This window comes from Nocardia canadensis (assembly GCF_032656385.1).
Taxonomy (GTDB): Bacteria; Actinomycetota; Actinomycetes; order Mycobacteriales; family Mycobacteriaceae; genus Nocardia; species Nocardia canadensis.
In genome coordinates, this window is sequence record NZ_JAVCWB010000002.1 from 490646 (window position 1) to 510506 (window position 19861).

Below are 19861 nucleotides of genomic sequence, written 5' to 3' on the forward strand. Positions count from 1 at the left end.
GTCAGATTCCGGCGTCGTCGGCGACGTCGCGGGCCAGCCGCACCACGGCATCGATGCGTTCGACGGTCGGCGTGCCCGCCGCCGCCTTGTTCGCGGGGGTGTCCTGTGCCCGGCGCAGCACGCCCTCGGCGATGATCGCGAGCTTCCACAGGCCCAGGACCTGCCAGTACCGCAGCGCGGCCGGGTCGCGGCCGGTCAGCTCGAGGTACATCCGCGACATCTCGGCGCGGTTCGGGAAGCCGTCGAGCGCGGACGCGGGGAAGTCGCCGCCGATCAGCTCGCCCGGCTCCGCCCAGTAGGCGAGCATGCTGCCCATATCGGCCAGCGGGTCGCCGAGGGTGGACAGTTCCCAGTCCAGCGCGGCCGTCACGGCGCCGGTCTCGCGCGAGGTGATGACGTTGCGGAGATGGAAATCGCCGTGCACAAGACACACTTCGGTCTGCTCCGGTACCGCGGCGGCGAGGCGGCGGGTGAGGTCGTCGAGCTCGGGCAGGTCCCTGGTCTTGGACCGTTCCAGCTGACCGCTCCAGCGCTTGAGCTGACGCGGCGCGTACGGGGTGTGCGCGGCGAGGTCGGCCAGGCCGACGGCGGCCGGGTCGACCGCGTGGATGCGCGCGAGCGTGCGCGGCAGCGATTCCGCGATGGCCCGGCGGCGCTGCGGTGTGAGCGATTCCGCGATCGGCATGGTGTCGACCACCTGCCCGTCGACGTACTCCATCAGCACCAGCGGCGCGTCGACCACGTCCGGATCGGCGAGCACCCCGAAGATCCGTGGCACCGGCACCTCGGTGGACTCGAGCGCGGCGATGATCCGCGCTTCCCGCACCACATCGTGGGCCGAGGCCAGCAACGTGCCGAGCGGCGGCCTGCGCAATACCCACCGCCGGTCTTCGGCATCGGTGACCAGGTAGGTCAGGTTCGATTGGCCGAGCCCGATCCGGTCGAAGCGCAGCGGTGCGGCGCACTCGATGCCGAGCGTGCCGAACCAGCTGGTCACCACGGCCGGGTCGATCCCGACGACGTCACGTGTGTCAGACACCGAGCGATGCTCCGCTCCGGAACAGCGGCGCGTCGCCGAGCCGCTGCCCGCCGTCGATCACCATGACCTCGCCGGTGATCCAGCTCGCGGCGTCGGAGACGAGGAACGCCACGGCGGCGCCGATGTCCTCGGGCTCGCCGATCCGGTCCAGCGCGGTGGCGCCGGCGACCGACTCCTCATGGTTCTTCCACAGGGCCTCGGCCAGCTTGGTGCGGACGACGCCCGGCGCGATCGCGTTGACGCGCACCTTCGGCGACAGCTCCAGCGCCATCTGCTTGGTCAGATGGATCAGCGCGGCCTTGGACGCGTTGTACAGGCCGATGTCGGGCTCCATGGTCAGCCCGCCGATCGACGTCGTGTTCACGACGGCGCCGCCGTGCTCGCCCATCCAGGCCGCGGTGACCAGCGAGGTCCACAGGATCGGTGCCCACACGTTCACGTCGAAGGTCTTGGCGAACCGCCCGTGGTCCTGGCCGGTCACCGGGCCGAAGGCGGGGTTGGTGCCCGCGTTGTTGACCAGGATGTCGACGCTGCCGAAGCGCTCCACGGTCAGCTCGACGCACCGGCGGGCCGCTTCCTCGTCCGTGGCGTGCGCGGCGACACCGAGGGCGGTGCCGTCCACCTGCGCGGCGGCCGCGTCGGCGGCTTCCTGGGTGCGCGCGGTCAGCACGACGGTCCCGCCCGCCGCGGCGATGGACCGGGCGATCGCCAGCCCGATGCCGCGCGAGGCGCCGGTGACGATGGCGGTGCGCCCGGTCAGGTCGAGTCCGGTCATCAGTTGCTCTCCTTGCTGCGGTACTTGCTCAGTTCCTGGCGCGCGATGGCGCGCTTGTGCACCTCGTCGGGGCCGTCGGCCAGGCGTAGGGTGCGCAGCTGGGCCCAGGCCATCGCGAGGGGGAAGTCGTCGGTGACGCCACCGGCGCCGTGTACCTGGATCGCGCGGTCGAGGACCTTCAGCGCGATGGTCGGCGCGGCCACCTTGATGGCGGCGATCTCGGTGCGGGCTTCCTTGTTGCCGACGGTGTCCATCAGGTGCGCGGCCTTGAGCGTGAGCAGCCGGATCATCTCGATCTCGATGCGCGACTCGGCGATCCAGTCCTGGATATTGGCGTTCTCGGCGATCGGCTTGCCGAAGGTGACGCGCGACTGCGCCCGCTTGCACATCATCTCCAGCGCGCGTTCGGCCATGCCGATGCTGCGCATGCAGTGGTGGATGCGGCCGGGCCCGAGCCGGGCCTGACTGATCGCGAAGCCCTCGCCCTCACCCTTCAGTACGTCGGCCACCGGCACGCGGACATCGGTGAAATCGATCTCGGCGTGGCCTTCGCGCTCCTGGTAGCCGAACACCGGCAAACCGCGCACGATCGTGACGCCCGGCGCGTCGATCGGGACGACCATCATCGACTGCTGTCGGTGCGGTGCGGCGGTCGGATCGGTCTTGCCCATCACGATCAGCACCTTGCAGTTGCGGTGCAAGGCGTTGGTGGCGAACCATTTGCGGCCGTTGAGGACGTACTCCTCGCCGTCGCGCACCATCGACAGTTCCACATTGGTGGCGTCGGAGCTGGCCACGCCGGGTTCGGTCATCGCGAACGCGGAGGCCATGGTGCCGTCGAGCAGCGGTTCGAGATACTTCTTCTTGTGCTCCTCGGTGCCGAACAGCTCGAGCACCTCCATGTTCCCGGTGTCGGGGGCGTTGCAGTTGCAGGCCTCCGAGGCGAGATGGCTGCGGCCCATGATCTCGGCGAGCGGCGCGTACTCGAGGTTGGTCAGGCCGGGGCCGCGACCGGGATGCGGATGGAAGAGATTCCACAGACCGCGCCGCTTGGCCTCGGCCTTGAGCTCCTCGAGGATCGGTGGCTGGAAGTGCGGGTCGCCGGACTCCCGCATCTGCTCGTCGTAGACGGCTTCGGCGGGGTAGACGTGCTCGTCCATGAAAACGAGCAGGTCCGCGCGGTATTTCTCGGCGCGCTCGGAGAGATCGAACAGCGACATGGGGTGCTCCCGATGGTCGGCGGTGACTTGTCAGCGAACCTATTAGAAGTTGACGTCAACTTCAAGTTTATGGGTGTGCGATCGCCCGGCCGGGCGGTGCCGGGGCTACCTCACGGCCGATTCCGGACCAGCGTGGTGATCCAGGCACGGGTGTCGGCGGGGTCGATCACGTCGTCGAGTTCGAACCCGGTCGCCGCGGTGAGCGCCTTGCCCTGCTGATAGGCCAGGGCGAGCAGCTGCCCGAACAGCGTCTCGCGCTCGGCCGGATCCGCGACGGCGGCCAGCTCCTTGCGGAAGCCCAGACGCACCGCGCCCTCGAGCCCCATCGGCCCGATCTCGCCGGTCGGCCAGGCGACGGTGAAGTTCGGCGCGCGGAAGTGCCCGGCCGCCATCGCCATCGCGCCCAGGCCGTAGCCCTTGCGCAGGATGATGGTGCCGAAGGGGACGGTCAGCCGGGCGCCGAGTACGAACAGATCGCTGAACCGGCGCACCGTCGCGGTCCGCTCCGCGTCCGGGCCGACCATGAATCCCGGTGTGTCGCACAGGGAGACGATCGGCAACCCGAACGACTCGCACAATCCCAGGAAGTCGCCCATCTTGTCGGCGGCCTCGGCGTCGATGGCGCCGCCGAGATGATGACTGCTGTTGGCCACCAGGCCGAACGGCACGCCGTCGACCCGGACCAGCGCGGTGACGACGCCGACTCCGTAGTCGGGCCGCAGTTCCAGGATCGAGCCGAAATCGGCGATCGCCTCGATCGCGCGGTGGATGTCATAGGCGCGCAGGCGATTCTCCGGCACCACATGCCGGGCCAGGCGCGGATCGGGCGCCTCGAAGTCCTCGACCGGGCCCTGGAAATAGCCGAGGTACTGCTTGGCCAGCGCGACCGCGTGCGCCTCGTCGCGGGCCACCAGGTGCACGACACCGTTGCGCCGCTGCACCTCGATCGGCCCGATGTCCTCGGGCCGGTACACGCCGAGCCCGCCGCCCTCGATCATCGCCGGGCCGCCCATGCCCAGATTGGCGTCCGGCGTCGCGATGATGACATCACAGACCCCGGCCAGCGCGGCATTGCCGGCGAAGCAGCGGCCCGACACGATCGTCACCAGCGGCACCCACCCGCGCAGCGCGGCGAGCGCGCGGAAGGTCGGCACGTCCAGACCCATGCCGGTCACGTCGGTGTCGCCGGGCCTGCCGCCACCACCCTCGGCGAACAGCACCACCGGCACCCGCTTGCGGGCGGCCAGCTCGAAGGCGCGGTCGGTCTTGGCGTGATTGTTCTTGCCCTGGGTGCCCGCGAGCACGGTGTAGTCGTAGGAGACCACCACGGCCTCGGCGGCCGCAGTGCCGAAGCGGTCCGCGCCGATGGTGGCCAACCCGGTGACCAGGCCGTCGGCGGGGGTGTTGGCGATCAGGTCCTGCTCGGAGCGCCTGCTGCGCTGCGCGGCGACGGCCAGCGCGCCGTACTCGACGAAGCTGCCCGGGTCGACCAGGTCGGCGATGTTCTCCCTGGCCGTGCGGCGGCCGAGCCGGTGTCGCTTGGCCACCACGTCCGGGCGAGCTTCGTCCAGTGTGACGCGGTGGCGCGCGCGGATCTCGTCGACGTCGGCCCGGGCGCGCGCCGGGTCGAGCTCGGCCTGCGCGGCGCCGGTGGCGTCGGCACCGGTGGGGGCGATGATCACCAGCGGATCGCCGGGCGCGACGACCTGGCCCGGGCGGACCAGCACCCGGACCGTGCGCGCGGCGGCCGGTGCGGCGAGCACGTGCTGCATCTTCATCGCCTCGAGCACGACGAGCTGTCCGCCCGCCGCGATCTCGACATCCTCGCCGGTCACCTCGACCACGGTGCCCGCCAGCTGCGCCCGCACCGCCTCCTGCCCCGGATACAGCTCGACCGCCGCGACCGCGAGCTCCGGCTGCCCGGCCTCGGCCGCCGCGACCAGCGTGGCCAGGTGCTCGCCGAGATAGGAGGTCGTGACGGTGCCGGTCTGGAATCGGCGGTCGGTGAGCACTTCCCGCAGGAAGCCGCTGTTGGTGCGGAGGCCGTCGACGGTGAATTCGGCCAGTGCGGTCGCCGCCTTGCGCGCGGCGGCGGGGAAGGAGTTCCCCCTGGTGCGGGTGATCACCTTGGCCAGCAGCGAGTCGTAGCGCGGGCTCGGGGTGAGGCCCGGTCGGCCGAAGGTGTCGACGCGCACGCCCGGACCGGTGGGCGGGGCGAAGGCGGTCAGCGTGCCCGCCGTCGGCACCGCCGATCCGTCGGGCGCCATGGTCTCCATGTTCACCCTGGCCTGAATGGCGATGCCGTCGGCGGCGGCCGGTTCCCCTTCGGCTCGGGTTCCGTCCGAGACGATTCCGCTCGGCAGGCCCAGCGCGTCGAAGGTCGCGCCCCGGGCGATGTCGAGCTGGACCGCGACCAGGTCGACCCCGGTCACCTCCTCGGTGACGGTGTGCTCCACCTGGATGCGCGGATTGACCTCCAGGAAGACGAAACGGTCACCGGCGACCAGGAATTCGACGGTGGCCAGGCCGCGATAGCCGACCCGCGCGCACAGCCGGGCCGCCGCCTCGTGCAGGCCACGGCGCAGCTCGTCCGGAAGACCCTGCGCCGGAGCGATTTCGATCAGCTTCTGATGCCTGCGCTGCACACTGCAATCCCGGTCGCCGAGCGCGAGCGCGGTGGTGCCGTCGCCGGCCGCCGCGGCGACGACCTGCACCTCGATGTGCCGGGCGTCGGTCATCAGCGCCTCGGCGAACACCGCCGGATCGCCGAAGCCGAGCTCCGCTTCGGCGGCGCACTGCCGGTAGGCGTCGTCGAGCTCGGCGGCGGTGCGCACCACGCGCATGCCGCGCCCACCGCCACCGGCCAGCGCCTTGATCATGATCGGGCCGGATTGGGCCGCGAAGAACGCGCCGACCTCGGCGAGCGTGCTCGCGCCCGCGGTGGCGGGCAGCACGGGGACGCCGGCGGCGTCGGCGCTCCGGCGGGCCGCGGACTTGTCGCCGAACAGGTCAAGGACGGCGGGGTCGGGGCCGACGAAGGTGTGGCCCGCCGCCGCGCAGGCCCTGGCGAACTCGGCGTTCTCGCTCAGGAAGCCGTAGCCGGGGTGGATGAGCTCGGCGCCGGATTCCTTGGCGGCGGCCAGGATCGCGACATGGTCGAGATACGGTGCGGGTCCGGCGCCGGTCAGGCAGATCGCCTCGTCGGCCGCGTGCACAGGGGGAGTGGCGGCGTCGTCCTCGGCGTAGACCGCCACGGTGCGCAGGCCGAGTTCGGTGGCGGTGCGGATGATGCGCAGGGCGATCTCGCCGCGATTGGCGATCAACAGGGTCATGGGCGTCCTCGATGTCGTCGACCGTGCCGGTCAGGGAGCTCGGTGGGGTTGCTCGGTGAAGCCGATCAGCCGGTGGGCGATGGCGATGTGGTCGGTGACGAACTGGGCGCGCTCGTCGGCGCGTACGCGGGCGGCGCCGATGAGCAGTGCGTCGGACAGGGTTTCGACGATGCGCGGCAGCGGCGCGCACGGGTCGATCGCGCCCTCGGCGTCGACGCGTTCGAGAAAGGTGATGAACCGCTGCCGCAGGCGTTCCCGCATCCGGGTCCACTGCGCGCCGATCGCCGGGTCCACGTCGGCGCGATGCTCGATCAAGGTCCCCAGGGCGCCGTTGGCGAACACCGCCTCCGCGAACGCCCGCGTGGTGGCGGCGATGACCTCCGCAGGCGCGGTGACCGCGACGTCGACCACCAGTTGCGCGTCCAGGAACCGCGCGCACACCCGCTCGGTGATCGCCTGGAACACCTCGTCTTTGGAGGAGAAGTACGCGTAGAACGTCGCCCGCGAGACCCGCGCCCGCGTGGTGATCGTTTCCACCGAGGTCTGGTCGTACCCGAGCTCGGCGAAACACCCCGCCGCCGCGTCGAGCAATTCGCCCCGCCGTGGCCCACCACTGTCCTTGCGGGCCGACCGGGCCCGCTCCTGCGCCGCACTCGTGGTCACCGCCCGAGTGTCGTTGACATTGACGTCAATGTCAACGCTTCCTCGCGGGCCCCACCTGCGTGATTACCGCCCACACCGTTCCACCGGGTACAGTCCACCCGCGATGTAGCGATACATCACGGCCCTGTGGCGCAGTTGGTTAGCGCGCCGCCCTGTCACGGCGGAGGTCGCGGGTTCGAGTCCCGTCAGGGTCGCAAGACAATCCCCGCATCGAGCATCGGTGCGGGGATTTCTGCGTTCGGGGGCGAAGTCAGCGGCGGTGGTCGATGCTGGTGATGCGGTAGCGGCCGGGGGCCACCTCGGCGGTGCGCATGGTCTGCTGGATCTTCTCGATGGCGGTGTCGCCGGGCCACTGCTGCTGGACGGTGACGTTCCAGACGGTGGGGTCGGTGGAGTCGGCGCGGGTGATGTGGATGCAGTACTTGACGCCGGTGGGGAAGGTGGAAATGCCTGCGGCCAGGGCTGATTCGTCGCCCACGTGAGCGTCGTCGGTGACGTAGGTGCGGGCCTTCGCGGCATCGCGGTCGACGTAGTAGCTGTATTCGAAGCCGAGGATGGCGCCCTGCGGGGTGGCGGTGTCGCCGCGTTCGGCGCTGATCGTGATGGACTGGCTGCGGAAGGACTCACAGCCCGCCACCGCGTGCGCGGGCAGCGGGGCGACGGTGGTCGCGGTGGATCCCGTGGTCGGCGAACCGGAGACGGAGGCCTGTTTCGCCGCGACCGGTTTGTCGCCCGAGCCGAGGAAGATGTTCGCCGCCAGACCGAGCACCACCACGAAGATCAGCGCGCCGACGATGCCCTTCACCGCGGCGGCGGCCTTCGCCCGGCCGTGCGGATCGTCGTAGCGTTCGTCGTCGTACTTCTTGCGTGGCCTGCGCGCGATCGGGCCGCCACCACCGAAGTCCTTGAGCCGCGGCAGCACCGGCATCTCGACCCGATCACCGCTCTGCTCGGTCGCGGTGGCGGTGGCCCAGTCGTTCCAGTCGACGTCGTCGGTCCGGCGCGGCGGTTCCTCGACGGGCGCCTCGTCGTTCCAGTCGTTCCAGTCGCCGGTGAACCCGTCCTCCTCGGCGGCGGTGCGATAGATCGGCTCGGTCGGCGCGGTGGTGAGCGCGCCGGGAACGTCGTCGTAGTGTTCCGGCTCCGGTGGCGGCCAGGTCTCCGGATTGGTGCCGATGGTCTGCGGCTCGGCCTCACGCCGCCGCCGGCGTCGCCGTTTGCCCTGCGGACGACGGCGCGCCGGATCGGCGGGCGAGGCGAAATAGGCCCCGAACGGGTTGTCCATCCGGCGCCCTTACGCCGTAGCCGGGACGACTCCCGGCTGCCCGTGCTTGGGCGCGGCCGACGGGCGCTCGCTCTCCTGATCCTGTTGCGGACGGCTCGTCGGCGGAATCACCCCGGTCTGGCTCGGCTGCTGCTGCGCGGGTGCGGGCGCGGCGGGGGCCTGCTGCTGGGGCTGCTCGACGACCGGCGACTGCACCGTGGGCGCCGGTGTCGTCGGCGCCGCGGGCGCGGGCTTGGTCGCGGTGCCGTTGCCGCCGGAGGTCTCCGGTTTGGTGGTGGTGTCGCCGTTGCCGAGGCCGGCGAACAGGCCGCCGGAGTTCCCGCCGCCGTTGGTGGACGGGCTGGTCGGCGTCGGTGTCGTCGTGGCCGGCGTGGTCGCCGTGCCCTCGGTGCCCGTGCCGGTGACATTCGCGGCGAGGGTGTCGATCCCGGTGGTCGCCAGTTCGGCGCCCTTGTCGATGCCGTGCATCGCGACCTCGGCGATCTTGTCGATCAGATGCGTGCCGAAGGTGACGCCCGCGTCGATCGCCGCGGTGCCCAGCGAGACGCCACCGTCGATCAACGCCTCCTGCAGCGCGATCTGCGCCGCCGTCGCCGGATCGGTGGTGGTCGTGGTCGTGTCGGTATCGATGGTGTTCGTCGACGTGCCGCCGGTGCCGAGAACGTAGACGCCCGGCGACACCTCGACCGCGCCCGGCGGCACGGTGACCCCGTTGGTGCCGCCGAGATCGGAGGTCAGCTCCTTGGTGTTGCGGGTGTGCTCGTCCATCTCGGTGCTCGCGGTCCCGACGACGGTGACGGCCTCCTGGATCGCCTCCTCCGCCAGCGCGACGATCGCGTCCAGGTTGTTGCCGTTCACCGCGGGTGCGGCGGCCTTCGCCTTGGCGCGGAAGTCGGCGATGATCGCGTCGACCTTGGCCGCCGCGGTCGACTGGGTCGAATGCGCCTGGCCGAGCAGGGTGCTGAGCTTCTGGCCGCGGTCGGCGGCCGCCGACACCTCGGTGGCGGTCTGGCGCAGGGCCGGGGTGGCGGGCGCCGCAGTATCGGTCGACTCCAGCGCGTACAGGCCGAGCCGGTGCGGGTCCTCGGTGGCGCTGGTCGCGGCGCTGGCCGTGGTCAGGGCGTTGACCACGTCGGTATCGGGGTCGGCGGAGGTGTTGGAGCCCAGCGATTTCCGCAGCTCCAGCAGCGGCACCTCGAGCAGGGCGACCACCGGCGCGATCTTGGCCTCGGCCTCCTCCTGCGTGATCGTGCTCAGTGTGGTCTCGGTGACCAGGGATTTCGCGCGCATCACGCCACCTCGCTCTCGATCGCGCCCAGGTCGCCCGCCAGCCCGCTGTCGACCCCGGTGACGTTGGCGCCGTACTGATTCAGGATGTCCTGATACGCGCTGACCAGATTCCCCGCGGTACTCAACGTCGACGCGTGCGCCCCCGCGGCCGCCGTCCACGCGGCCGCGAATTCCTTCCCCAGCACCCCGAGCCCCGACAGGTCCACCCCCGCCGCCGTCGTCGTGCTCGTCGCCGCTTCTCCGAGTAGATCCGCGACCCGAGCAGCAGCGCGCTGATACGCGTCGAGCGCTGATGGGTCGAATGACATTTCCGCCACGATGTCTTCCGTTCCATGAAGCCAGACAATGTGTCCCGGTCATCGACTCGCCGTCTTGCGACGACGAGGTTGAGTCAGTGACTCTTCCCGAGGCAGTCTCCCCGCACGACGAGGTCGTGTCCGACAGGAGTTCCTTCGGGCTGCTCCCGCACCAACTGTACGGTGTCGGCCGCTAGCGCGGCGAGGTTTCTCGCGGCGTCGACGTCCCGGTCGAGGGTGTAACCGCAGGCCTTGCAGACGTAGCTGCGTTCGGACAGGGCGAGCTTGGCTTTCGCCGCGCCGCATCCGGAACATGTCTTATGACGATCGTGTCGAACTCGGCAACCAGACGGGTGGTCAGCTTTTGCTGTGTATCGCGGCGCCGGTTCGCGACTCGGGTATGCAGTGTGTCGGCTCGCGCATGGGCCTTGGTCCAGCGCCGGGACGGCATGAGACCGCCGCGCCGATCGGGGCCCTGTCGGCGTGCGATCTGCCGCTGCACCCGCCGCAACGACGTCTGCATGCGGTCGAGGTGTCGTGGATTCGGCACCTGTTCGCCGGTGGACAGCACGGCCAGCGACTTGATTCCCAGGTCGACGCCGACTGTCCGGTTCCCCGCACGGGAACGAGGGGCCGGGTCCCGCAACTCGACCGAGAATGACACGCTCCATCGGCCCCTCCCGAAGCTCAGCGTGGCCGAGCGTATCCGGGCAGACCCGCAGGCCACCTTCCGCGCCAGCTTACGAGTGGACTCATGGGTGCGGACCGGACCGATCACCGGCAGTTTGATGTGTCGGCGATCGGCCCCCAGCCCGAATGCGCCGGTGGTGAACCGGCACGTCGGACGCGTTCGATGTTTCGACTTGAAGCGAGGTAGCCGCGTGAGCCCGGCGCTGTAGTTCTTCAACGCAGTGGCGAGGTTCGCGCAGCCGGAGGCATACGCTTCCTTACTGTTCTCCGCCCACCACGGGGCCACCTCGCCTTTGGCCGCATTCCAGGCCTTGCGCAAGCTGTACGCCGAGGCGCTGATCCATGGGGTCAACTCGTCGGGCGCCAGGCCATACGACTCCTCGGCCCGGCGTTGGGACCAGTTCGCCAGCACACGCGCCAGACACCAGTTGAAGGCCAAGCGTTGTGCACCACAATGCGACCGCATCGCATCGGCCTGCGCGTCGGTGGGGTCGAGTGCGAAAACGAACGCGCGGATCATCGCGCGTCGTCGTCGGCGGTGGAGGTCGCCACTTCCCCCGGAGTGTTCGGTCTCACCCGGTCATTGTCACTCGTGCCGTCCTCGATCGCAGCTTCGCGAGGTCGGCGGTCGTCGGCTCGACCGTGACCGGCGAGTAGGGTCGCGGGGGTCATGGGTGTCCTGCTGATCACGTTGCTCGGGTTTGCGGTGGTCGACGCGTTGGATGTGCTGTTGGTGGCGATCACGACGGCGGTGGTGGCGGACAGTCGGTTGGCGCGGCGGTCGCCGGTGGTCGGGGGGCTCAGTTTTCTCGGTGGCGTGTTCGCGGTGTCGGTGGCGTTCGGGATCGCCACGGTGCTGGGGATCGATTTCCTGGTCCGGCTGTTCGACTTCGAGCTGACGCCGCTGCTGCGGTACTGGGGTGAGCTGCTGATCGGTGTGGTGCTGATCGTGGTGGCGGCGTTGCCGATGGACACGACGATGGGCAGCGGCGGGCGCTGGGTACGGCCGGTGCGGAAGTATCCGTGGTTGATGGGGGTGGTCGGGGTCACGCTGGGGCTGGCGAAGGTGCCGACCTCGGTGCCGTACCTGGCGGCGCTGGCGATGGTGTCGGCGCAGCGTCCGCTGCCGGTGGTGTGGCCGCTGATCGTGGTCGCGTACTGCGCGATCGCGCTGCTGGTGCCGCTGGTGGTGCTGGCGCTGGCCCTGCGCACGACTCCGCGCGCCCGCCGGGTCTACCGGGTGCTGGTGCGGGCGATCACCCGCTACGGTCCGCCGGTCGTCCGGGTGTTGTTCGTCGTTTTCGGCGTGGTCCTGGTGGTCGACGCGCTGGTCCACGCCCGCCAGCTGTGGTGACGCGGCCACGGCCGCTCAGGTTCGCGTCAGGTCGATCGAGTACGGTCATAACGAATCGATGACATGCTCGCGCACCCGTTCGGTGGGTCGCGCAGCGTAACCAGGTGAGCAGGGAGGGCGACCCTTGAGGGTTACCGTTGTTGTGCCGACCTACAACGAGCGGGAAAATCTGCCGGTGGCTGTGGAGCGGCTGACGGCACTGCCGGTTCCCGATCTGCACGTGCTGGTGGTGGACGACAACTCACCCGACGGCACGGGGGAGGTGGCCGACAAGCTGGCCGCCGAGCTGCCGAACGTGGTGAGCGTGCTGCACCGCACCGAGAAGGACGGCCTCGGCCGCGCCTACATCGCCGGCATCACCCAGGCCCTCGACGAGGGTGCCGACGTGGTGATCCAGATGGACGCCGACCTGTCGCACCCCGCCGAGGTGATCCCGGCGATGCTGGAGAAGCTGAGCTCCGCCGATGTCGGCGTCGTGCTGGGCTCGCGCTACGTCCCCGGTGGCTCGACCGCCGCGGAGTGGAAGTGGTACCGCAAGGCGCTGTCGGCCTGGGCGAACTTCTACGTGAACCTGATCCTGCGTCTCGGCGTGAAGGACGCGACCGCCGGCTTCAAGGCGTGGAAGGCCGACACCCTGCGCGCGATCGACGTGGCGTCGATCCGCAGCAACGGCTACTCGTTCCAGGTCGAGATGAACTACCGCGCGATCAAGAAGGGTTACACGATCGCGGAGGTGCCGATCCGGTTCGAGGAGCGCACCCTCGGCGCGTCGAAGATGAGCCTGAAGGTGCAGCTGGAGTCGGCGCTGATGCCGTGGAAGCTGCTGTTCGGCCGCTCGGTCTAGGACTTACGGCGAAGGGCCCCACCGGTTTCCGGTGGGGCCCTTCGTCATGTTCGGACTATCCGGTGGTGATGCCGCGGCGCACACCTTCCAGCGCGACCACGATCGCCGGCACCAGCACAACGTGCATCACCGACAGCGCGATGGTGGAGGCGGTGTCGAAGTCGGCGTCGACGGTCAGCGCGATGGTCGCGATCGACAGCAGCGACCCGACGACGGCGGCGACCCGCAGCACGCCGGTCCACAGGTAGGACACCGCGACCGCGACCGTCAGGCCGATCAGCAGCGGCACGGACGACATCAGGACCACCCCGCCGGGGGCGACATCGGAGACCTTCCCCGCGTTGGTCATGGTGAAGTCACCGCCCGCCGCGGCGCCGATCGCCCACACGATCAGGTTGAGCGCGACGGCGGCGACGACGCCGCCCAGCACGGCGACGGGGCGGGACAGCGCGGGCAGGGTCAGGGTGCGGGTGGCGGGGGCGGTGGTGGTGGTCATGTCGTTCTCCCTCATTCGGTGGTGAGACCATCATCAAACCTAAACAAATATTGAGGTCAAGCCGTCGGTCGAAATCTTTCGCTTCGCATCGATGAGACGCTGGTCATAGGCCCTGCGCCCGGTCACTACGACAGATGGTCGTAGCATGGCGGGGTGCGTTCACCGAGGGATCACACCGCGCGCTTACGTGGCGCCGCGGTGGGTGCCGCCTCCGGTGCGGTCGCCGTCCTGGCGCACGGACTCGGTGGCGCGAGCTCGGTTCCCGGCGGATCGTCGGTGGCCCTGCTGCTCGCAGCCTGCGCGCTGATCGGCGTCATCGCCTCGGCGCTGCCGCGCGGGAACACGCCGCTGGCGACGATGGCCGTGCTGGCCGTCGGCCAAGGCGTCGGGCACACCGCGCTGTCGCTGGGACACGCCCAGCATCACCACGCCTTCTCCGCCGCCATGCTGGTCGCCCACCTGGTGGCGATCCCGGTGGGCGCGCTCGCGATCCGCGCCGCCGAGGTCGGGGTGCGCCGGGCGATCACGAGCGTGCGACGGCTGGTCCTCGCGCTGGATGGTCCGCCTGCCCCGTCCGCGCGACCGTCTCCGCTGCCCCGCGCCGACGAGCGCGCCCTCGCGCGGCACCTGCTCCGGCGACCCGGGATCGGGCTGCGCGGTCCGCCTGCCGCAGGTCGTACCGCACTTCACCCCGTTCCGGCGTAGCCGCCGACATCCGCCGACGCGGCGGATGATTCGCCGTGCCGGTCCGGGTCCTCACCTCACCCGATGATCGGAGATCTGCCGTGTCCGCATTCCCGCATACCCTCCTGCGTTCGCCCCGCGCCGCCCGCCGGCTCGGCGCCGCGACCGCGCTGTCCGTCCTCGCCGTCTTCGCCACCGCCTGCTCGGACGCCGAGCCCGCGCCCGCCGCGCCCGCCGCGGCGGGTGACCGGATCACCATGAGCGACCAGTGGATCAAGGCCGCCGACTCCGGCATGTCCGCCGCCTTCGGCAATCTGAAGAACACCGGTGACGCGCCGGTGACGTTGGTCGCCGCGACCAGCCCCGCCTCGGATCGGGTCGAGATCCACGAGGTGGTCCCGGACAGCACCGGCGCCAAGACCATGCGCCCGAAGGAAGGTGGCATCACCATCCCCGCGCACGGCGAGGTGACGCTGAAGCCCGGCGCCGAGCACCTGATGTTCATGGACCTGAAGCAGCCGCTGCGCACCGGCTCGGAAACCTCGCTGACCCTCACCTTCGCCGACGGCTCGAGCACCGTCGTCACCGCGCAGGTGCGCGACTTCGCCGGCGGCAAGGAGAACTACGCGCCGGGCACCGAGAACTCCTCGCACGGTGGCTGATCCGCAGACCAAGCTCTCCCGCCGGCGATTGCTCGGCGGGGGAGCGGCGGCGGCGGGCGTGGTCGGCGCGGCCGGGATCGGCTGGGGTGCGGCCGGTCTCGCGCAGCGCGAACCCGAACGCGACGACGCGCTCGAGGTCGTCCCGTTCTACGGCGCCCATCAGGCGGGCATCGAGACGACCCCGCCCGGTCATGTCGCCTTCGCCGGTTTCGACCTGGCGCCGGGTGTCGGCCGCGAGGACGTCATCGGGCTGCTCCGGATCTGGACCGACGACGCGTCCCGGCTCACCCAGGGTCGGCCCGCGCTCGCCGACACCGAACCGGAGCTCGCCGTCCGCCCCGCGCGTTTGACGATCACGGTCGGTTTCGGCCCCGAGCTGTTCACCGCTGTCGGCCTGACCGAACGGCGGCCGAGCTGGTTGCGGCCGCTGCCGCCGTACCCCATCGACCGGCTCGAACCCGCCTATACCGGCGCCGATCTGGTGCTCCAGGTCTGTGCCGAGGAGGCGACGACGGTCGCGCACGCCGTGCGGGTGCTGTCCAAGCACGTGAAGTCGCTGGTGACGGTGCGCTGGGTGCAGCGCGGTTTCCGGGACGCGCCGCGCGGCCAGACCATGCGCAACCTCATGGGCCAGGTCGACGGCACCGTCAACATCGCCCCGCGCACGGTCGACTTCGATCGGCTGGTGTGGGACGACGGCACGTCGACGCCGTGGCTGGCCGGTGGCTCCTCCCTGGTGCTGCGCCGCATCGCCATGGACCTCGACACCTGGGACGAGCTCGACGCCGACGGCCGGGAACTGACGGTCGGCCGCCGGGTGTCCAACGGCGCTCCCCTGACCGGCACCGCCGAACACGACGAGCCGGACCTGGCCGCCGTCGACCGCAACGGCATCCCGGTCATCCCGCCGTCGTCGCATGTCGCCAGGGCCAGGCACACCCACGCCGGGGAACGGTTCCTGCGCCGGGGATTCAACTACGACGAGGCCCCCGCGCCGGGGCAGGTGTCGAACTCGGGCCTGCTGTTCGTCGCCTACCAGCGCGACATCGCCGCCCAGTACCTCCCGGTCCAGGCGCGCCTGGCGGAATTCGACGCGCTGAACCAATGGACGACCCCGGTCGGCTCGGCGGTCTTCGCCATCCCACCCGGTGTCCCCGGCCCTGGTCGCTACCTCGGCCAGCAGCTGTTCGAGGGGTGAGACCGCGTCCGGCCGGGCTCAGTCGGCCTGCGGCCAGTCCAGCAGGGTGTTCTCGAACAGCCGGCGGACGCTTTCGACCTCGTCGTCCATGTCGGTGGGGTCCCAGCCGGAGACGTCGATGGGCGGCAGTACCGCGACATCGACGACTCCGGACCGGGCGATCGGTGAATCGCGCCAGGCGATGTCGCCCGCGTTACGGATCACCACGGGGATCACCGGGACGCCGGCCTGGATGGCGATGTGAAAGGCGCCCTTCTTGAACGGGCCGACGCCGGGCGTGTAAGACCGGGTGCCCTCCGGCGCGACGGCGATGGACAGGCCGTCGCGCAGGGTCGAGACCACCGGCGCGAGCGCGGCTTTGGCGCGTTCGGTGTCGGTGCGATCGATGAAGGTGACGCCGACGAACCGCATGAGCGGGCCGAACAGGGGATGGTTGGCGAGTTCCTTCTTGCCGATGCCGGTGACCGCGCCGTCGAGCACCTTGGGCACGATGATCACGTCGAACTGGCTCTGGTGGTTGAACAGGAACACCGCGGGGCGCGGGGAGCGGGCGTGCTCGGCGCCGACGACCCGCAGCCGCACATCGATCGCCGCCAGGGTCGCGGTGGTGCCGTCGTGCATCAGCGCGTCGGCCATCGCCTGACGCTCGCGGGTGTAGCTCTTGCGCAGCACGCCGACCAGCGCGCCGCCGAGGAGCGCGGCGAATCCGGCGAGGGTGCGCAGGTAGTCGACCGGCCGTGGGGCCTGCCGGGGCCGGAACGTCAGCGCGGGCCAGCCGCGTTCGGTGGCGAGCTCGGCGAGTTCGGGATCCGGGTCGACGACCGTCGGGATCTCGGCCAGGTCGAGCAGCGTCAGATCGGTGATGCTGTCGGCGTAGGCGTAGCCGATCTGCACCTCGGCGGCGGCGGCGAATTCGGCCACCGCCTCGGCCTTCTCGACCCGCCACAGCGGCGCGCCGTCCGGCTGCCCGGTCACGACCCCGTCGCGCACGGCCAGCTGGGTGCACAGCACGTGGTCGATGCCGAGCCGCTCGGCGGCGGGCTGCACCTGGAAGCGGGTGAGCTCGCTGACCAGCACCACCGTGTGCCCGGCGAGCTGATGCGCGCGCACGAGCTGCCACGCCTCGGGGAACAGCCGCCCGTAGATCTCCCGGCGGAAGGCGCTGCGGCCCAGCTCGTCCAGCTCGGCCTCCGACATCCCGGCCCAGCTCCGTTCGACGGCTTGCAGGAACCGCCCGAAGTCACCGTCGCCGCCACCGCGCCGAATGCCCCCGAGCAGTGCGGCCCGGCGCGCGTCGCCACGGCGCAGCACCCGGCTCGGCAGCCCACGGCGGGGCAGCCCGTCGACGACGGTGCCCCCGAAGTCGAACACGGCGGCGACGCCCGGTCCCTGCGGACCCGACCTGATCGCGGCGACGGCCGCGGCGAGGGTGCCCATCAGATCGTGGTCCGGTTCGACGGGTCGAGGCTGGCCGCGCGCGCGATGCGCTCGCCGAGATCACGCAGCCGATCGGCGAATTCTTTTCTGCGCGCGATCAACTCGTCCTCGGCACCCTCGGGGGCTGGGCCGATCAGTCCGTGGTTGGCCGCCAATTTCCAGGCGCTGGTGAACAATTCGGTCGACACCGACTCGGGGCTGTGCAGCCGCTGCTGCAACAGCATCTGCTTGCCGACGGCGACGCACTCGTCGATGAACTCCTTGCGATCGATCGTCGCGTCGGCCGGGCGCGCGGCCAGTCGCTCGGCCACCACGAGCTGGGCGTCGAAGAACGAGCGCAGGACGCGATGGGCCATCACGAACCCGGAATCGGTGAGCGCGCCGAGGAATTGACGATCCAGCCGGTCGTCGGGGGTGTTCTCGTCCCATTCCGGCACGATCAGGCGCACCTCGTCGATGATCTGCTCGGCGAATTCCTGGCGTTCGGGGAAGAAGAACTCGAACTTGAGCAGGTCGCGCAGCGCGAAGGCGGCCTTCCAGGCCGAGCGCAGCGGGTCGTCACCCGGTTCCTCGACGGCGGTGAGCGCGGCCAGCTCGAGGATGGCGCGGTTGACGAACCAGTGCACCGCGCTGTTGCGATAGAAGGCGGCCTCCAGGTGCGCGCCCGGTTCGATCGCGTAGACCGGTTCCAGCCCACCGCGATACACGGTGACCACCCCGGCCAGCGCGAGCTGTTCCAGCACTACACGCAGGCCCTGGTCGTCGCGCAGGGCGGACAGCTCGCCGCTGGGCAGGCCGCGCTGGGCGATATAACCGAGCACCGGGTCGACCACGGTGCGGACCTGTCCGAGCGTCAGCGCGCGCTCGTGCACGCCGAGCAGGGCCAGGGTGACCAGCGCGTTCACCGTGATCGGGGTGACGGCGTTGATCCCGACGGCGACGTCGAAGGCCAACCGCTGCACCGCTTTGCGCTCGGTCTCGCTCAGCGCCGACTCGTCGGGAACGCTTGTCGCGCCGGTCGTGGTGTCGCGCAACGGGATGGTCGTCGGCCGCTGGTCGAGCGGATCACCGTGCGCGCCCAGCCGTTCCCGCGCCGAGAGCGGCTCGCCGAAGCGCACATACACGCGTCCGGCCGAATGCTGCTGGCTGCGGACATATCTGGCGAGCCAGCCGATGCCCTCCGGCTTCTTCTTGCCGCCGGACTGTTCGCTGGCGATCGCCCCCAGCTCGTTGAGCCGCTCGTAGGTGATCGACACCGGCACCAGCAGCACGTCTTCGACGCGGCGTGAACGGACCGCGGCGGCGAGGTAATTGAGCAGGCCGTAGCGCGGCGGCCGCAGCTTGCCGGTGCGGGTGCGCCCGCCCTCGAAGTACCACTCCATGTTGAATCGCTTGGCCAGCAGATAGGCGAAGTACTCCTCGACGACGGCCTTGTACACCTCGTCGTCGCCGAAGCTGCGGCGGATGAACACCGTTCCGGTGCGCCGCGCGATCGGGCCCATCGGCCAGAAGTTCAGGTTCGCGCCGCCGATCACGTGATTGGGGGGGAAGTCGTTGCGCGCCAGCACGTCACCGAGGACGAACGCGTCGACGTAGGAGCGGTGCGAGGGCAGGAACACCAGCGGGAACTTGCGGTTGAGCTTGCGCAACGCGTCCAGGCCGTGCAGGTCCGTGTCGACCTTCCAGGTCGAGGCGTGCACCGGCCGCATGGCCTGGGTGAACAGGTCCGAGACCAGTCGGCTCTGCGCGGCGACGAGCTCGCGCAGCGCCTTCTCCGCGTTGCGGTACACCTGGTCCGGCTCGGAGCCGATCTCCTCGGCGATGTAGTCGAGTTTGCGCTGGAATTCGGGGGAGTCGAGGATCTCCTCGGCCACCAGCTGCGGCACCTTGTAGCGGTCGCCGATCACGGTGCGTTCGGCCCGTTCCAGCGCCACCACGGCCGCGCGCACCACCGACCGCGCGAACGGATCGGCCGAGCCGGCCCGCAGCAGGGCGGCGGCCTCGGGGTTGTTGGTGCGCAGTTCGCTGAGCCGGGCCGGCGCGCCGACGAGCACCCGGTGCCGGTCGGGTTCGGTGCGCAGCAGCCTGCGCTGGACCAGTCGATTGGGCTTGCGGGGGTTGGTGAGCAGGGCCAGATCGGCGAAGGTGACCCGGCGGACGCCGTCGCGCTCCGGCGGCAGCCACAGCACCCGGACCGGGACGACGAGTGGGTCGTCGTGCCTGCCGACCAGGCGTTTGGTGATCGCCTTGGCGTCGAGGTCGAGCTGGGTCACCGGGGCGTCGGAGCCGATGTCGCGGGCCAGCCCGCCCTCGGCGATCCAGTTGCCGATCAGTTCGCGTTCGACGCCGGAGGCCGCGTCGACCAGGGCGACCACCGAGTCTGCCCCGGATCCCGTTCGCGGGCCGCGCCGCCCACCGATGTCGATCATCCCTCCATTCAAGCGGCAGTTCCGCCTCGGCGCACCGAACTTCGACGACAGCGCGTGGCGGGGACCGCTCGGGGTGGCATAGGTTACCCAATGCTGGGCTGGCCAATCGACGAGGTAATGCTAACCTAACCCGAAGAAGTTAGGTCAGCATTACCTTGGAGGATCGT

Annotated in this window: 18 protein-coding genes and 1 tRNA gene; 6 read left to right on the top strand and 13 right to left on the bottom strand. The window is 70.5% G+C overall.

Features of this window, described 5'->3' with window-relative positions; genetic code table 11:
- Position 1 precedes the first annotated feature (1 nt).
- The 5 genes from Q7X29_RS05610 to Q7X29_RS05630 form a co-directional block, all read right to left on the bottom strand.
- On the bottom strand, positions 2–1039 hold the full coding sequence (locus Q7X29_RS05610; protein ID WP_316573444.1) for a phosphotransferase family protein: 1038 nt from the start codon (positions 1037–1039) through the stop codon (positions 2–4).
- Entirely contained in the window at positions 1032–1814 is a 783-nt protein-coding gene (locus Q7X29_RS05615; RefSeq protein WP_316573445.1) for an SDR family oxidoreductase, read from the bottom strand. The genes Q7X29_RS05610 and Q7X29_RS05615 overlap by 8 nt, the downstream gene beginning before the upstream one ends.
- Entirely contained in the window at positions 1814–3034 is a 1221-nt protein-coding gene (locus Q7X29_RS05620; protein WP_218717530.1) for an acyl-CoA dehydrogenase family protein, read from the bottom strand. Before Q7X29_RS05620 ends, Q7X29_RS05615 begins: the two co-directional genes overlap by 1 nt.
- Before the next feature lie 110 nt (positions 3035–3144).
- Positions 3145–6366, bottom strand: coding sequence for an acetyl-CoA carboxylase family protein (locus Q7X29_RS05625; RefSeq protein ID WP_316573446.1), 3222 nt, complete (start codon positions 6364–6366; stop codon positions 3145–3147).
- Between the two features lie 30 nt (positions 6367–6396).
- Positions 6397–7029, bottom strand: coding sequence for a TetR/AcrR family transcriptional regulator (locus Q7X29_RS05630; RefSeq protein ID WP_316573447.1), 633 nt, complete (start codon positions 7027–7029; stop codon positions 6397–6399).
- A 120-nt stretch (positions 7030–7149) separates the two neighbouring features.
- Here Q7X29_RS05630 and Q7X29_RS05635 point away from each other — a divergent pair.
- Positions 7150–7223, top strand: a tRNA-Asp gene (locus Q7X29_RS05635).
- 56 nt (positions 7224–7279) lie between these two features.
- On the opposite strand, the gene Q7X29_RS05640 is transcribed toward Q7X29_RS05635, so the two are convergent.
- From Q7X29_RS05640 to Q7X29_RS05660, 5 genes are all read right to left on the bottom strand, one after another.
- Positions 7280–8314 (bottom strand): hypothetical protein, encoded by a 1035-nt coding sequence (locus Q7X29_RS05640; protein WP_316573448.1) that lies wholly within the window; start codon positions 8312–8314, stop codon positions 7280–7282.
- 9 nt (positions 8315–8323) lie between these two features.
- Positions 8324–9604, bottom strand: a complete 1281-nt coding sequence (locus Q7X29_RS05645) for a hypothetical protein (protein WP_316573449.1) — start codon at positions 9602–9604, stop codon at positions 8324–8326.
- Positions 9604–9912 (bottom strand): hypothetical protein, encoded by a 309-nt coding sequence (locus Q7X29_RS05650; protein WP_218717525.1) that lies wholly within the window; start codon positions 9910–9912, stop codon positions 9604–9606. Before Q7X29_RS05650 ends, Q7X29_RS05645 begins: the two co-directional genes overlap by 1 nt.
- 83 nt (positions 9913–9995) lie before the next feature.
- The gene (locus Q7X29_RS05655; RefSeq protein ID WP_316573706.1) at positions 9996–10178 is read right to left on the bottom strand and encodes a zinc ribbon domain-containing protein; all 183 of its coding nucleotides are present in this window, start codon (positions 10176–10178) and stop codon (positions 9996–9998) included.
- Positions 10094–11110, bottom strand: a complete 1017-nt coding sequence (locus Q7X29_RS05660) for an RNA-guided endonuclease TnpB family protein (RefSeq protein WP_316573450.1) — start codon at positions 11108–11110, stop codon at positions 10094–10096. The genes Q7X29_RS05655 and Q7X29_RS05660 overlap by 85 nt, the downstream gene beginning before the upstream one ends.
- Positions 11111–11260: 150 nt before the next feature.
- Here Q7X29_RS05660 and Q7X29_RS05665 point away from each other — a divergent pair, with 150 nt between their 5' ends.
- Positions 11261–11944, top strand: a complete 684-nt coding sequence (locus Q7X29_RS05665; protein WP_218717523.1) for a GAP family protein — start codon at positions 11261–11263, stop codon at positions 11942–11944.
- Between the two features lie 124 nt (positions 11945–12068).
- On the top strand, positions 12069–12788 hold the full coding sequence (locus tag Q7X29_RS05670; protein ID WP_255587442.1) for a polyprenol monophosphomannose synthase: 720 nt from the start codon (positions 12069–12071) through the stop codon (positions 12786–12788).
- 55 nt (positions 12789–12843) lie between these two features.
- Here Q7X29_RS05670 and Q7X29_RS05675 read toward each other — a convergent pair whose 3' ends face one another.
- Positions 12844–13284: a DUF6069 family protein gene (locus tag Q7X29_RS05675; RefSeq protein ID WP_316573451.1), complete on the bottom strand. Its 441-nt coding sequence runs from the start codon at positions 13282–13284 to the stop codon at positions 12844–12846.
- 153 nt (positions 13285–13437) lie between these two features.
- Between Q7X29_RS05675 and Q7X29_RS05680 the strand changes: the two genes are divergently transcribed.
- From Q7X29_RS05680 to Q7X29_RS05690, 3 genes are all read left to right on the top strand, one after another.
- Positions 13438–13989, top strand: coding sequence for a hypothetical protein (locus Q7X29_RS05680; RefSeq protein WP_316573452.1), 552 nt, complete (start codon positions 13438–13440; stop codon positions 13987–13989).
- 80 nt (positions 13990–14069) lie between these two features.
- The gene (locus tag Q7X29_RS05685; RefSeq protein WP_316573453.1) at positions 14070–14630 is read left to right on the top strand and encodes a copper chaperone PCu(A)C; all 561 of its coding nucleotides are present in this window, start codon (positions 14070–14072) and stop codon (positions 14628–14630) included.
- The gene (locus Q7X29_RS05690) at positions 14623–15828 is read left to right on the top strand and encodes a Dyp-type peroxidase (RefSeq protein WP_218717520.1); all 1206 of its coding nucleotides are present in this window, start codon (positions 14623–14625) and stop codon (positions 15826–15828) included. The genes Q7X29_RS05685 and Q7X29_RS05690 overlap by 8 nt, the downstream gene beginning before the upstream one ends.
- An 18-nt stretch (positions 15829–15846) precedes the next feature.
- Here Q7X29_RS05690 and Q7X29_RS05695 read toward each other — a convergent pair whose 3' ends face one another.
- Together Q7X29_RS05695 and Q7X29_RS05700 are read right to left on the bottom strand one after the other, a co-directional pair.
- Positions 15847–17265: an HAD-IB family hydrolase gene (locus tag Q7X29_RS05695; RefSeq protein ID WP_316573454.1), complete on the bottom strand. Its 1419-nt coding sequence runs from the start codon at positions 17263–17265 to the stop codon at positions 15847–15849.
- Positions 17265–19694, bottom strand: coding sequence for a glycerol-3-phosphate 1-O-acyltransferase (locus Q7X29_RS05700; RefSeq protein ID WP_316573455.1), 2430 nt, complete (start codon positions 19692–19694; stop codon positions 17265–17267). Before Q7X29_RS05700 ends, Q7X29_RS05695 begins: the two co-directional genes overlap by 1 nt.
- Between the last annotated feature and the right edge of the window lie 167 nt (positions 19695–19861).

Coding starts and splice junctions, on each gene's coding strand:
- Q7X29_RS05695 (WP_316573454.1), bottom strand. CDS start 17,265: ATGGGCACCCTCGCCGCGGCCGTCGCCGCGATCAGGTCGGGTCCGCAG.
- Q7X29_RS05650 (WP_218717525.1), bottom strand. CDS start 9,912: ATGTCATTCGACCCATCAGCGCTCGACGCGTATCAGCGCGCTGCTGCT.
- Q7X29_RS05665 (WP_218717523.1), top strand. CDS start 11,261: ATGGGTGTCCTGCTGATCACGTTGCTCGGGTTTGCGGTGGTCGACGCG.
- Q7X29_RS05660 (WP_316573450.1), bottom strand. CDS start 11,110: ATGATCCGCGCGTTCGTTTTCGCACTCGACCCCACCGACGCGCAGGCC.
- Q7X29_RS05640 (WP_316573448.1), bottom strand. CDS start 8,314: ATGGACAACCCGTTCGGGGCCTATTTCGCCTCGCCCGCCGATCCGGCG.
- Q7X29_RS05615 (WP_316573445.1), bottom strand. CDS start 1,814: ATGACCGGACTCGACCTGACCGGGCGCACCGCCATCGTCACCGGCGCC.
- Q7X29_RS05625 (WP_316573446.1), bottom strand. CDS start 6,366: ATGACCCTGTTGATCGCCAATCGCGGCGAGATCGCCCTGCGCATCATC.
- Q7X29_RS05645 (WP_316573449.1), bottom strand. CDS start 9,604: ATGCGCGCGAAATCCCTGGTCACCGAGACCACACTGAGCACGATCACG.
- Q7X29_RS05700 (WP_316573455.1), bottom strand. CDS start 19,694: ATGATCGACATCGGTGGGCGGCGCGGCCCGCGAACGGGATCCGGGGCA.
- Q7X29_RS05675 (WP_316573451.1), bottom strand. CDS start 13,284: ATGACCACCACCACCGCCCCCGCCACCCGCACCCTGACCCTGCCCGCG.
- Q7X29_RS05620 (WP_218717530.1), bottom strand. CDS start 3,034: ATGTCGCTGTTCGATCTCTCCGAGCGCGCCGAGAAATACCGCGCGGAC.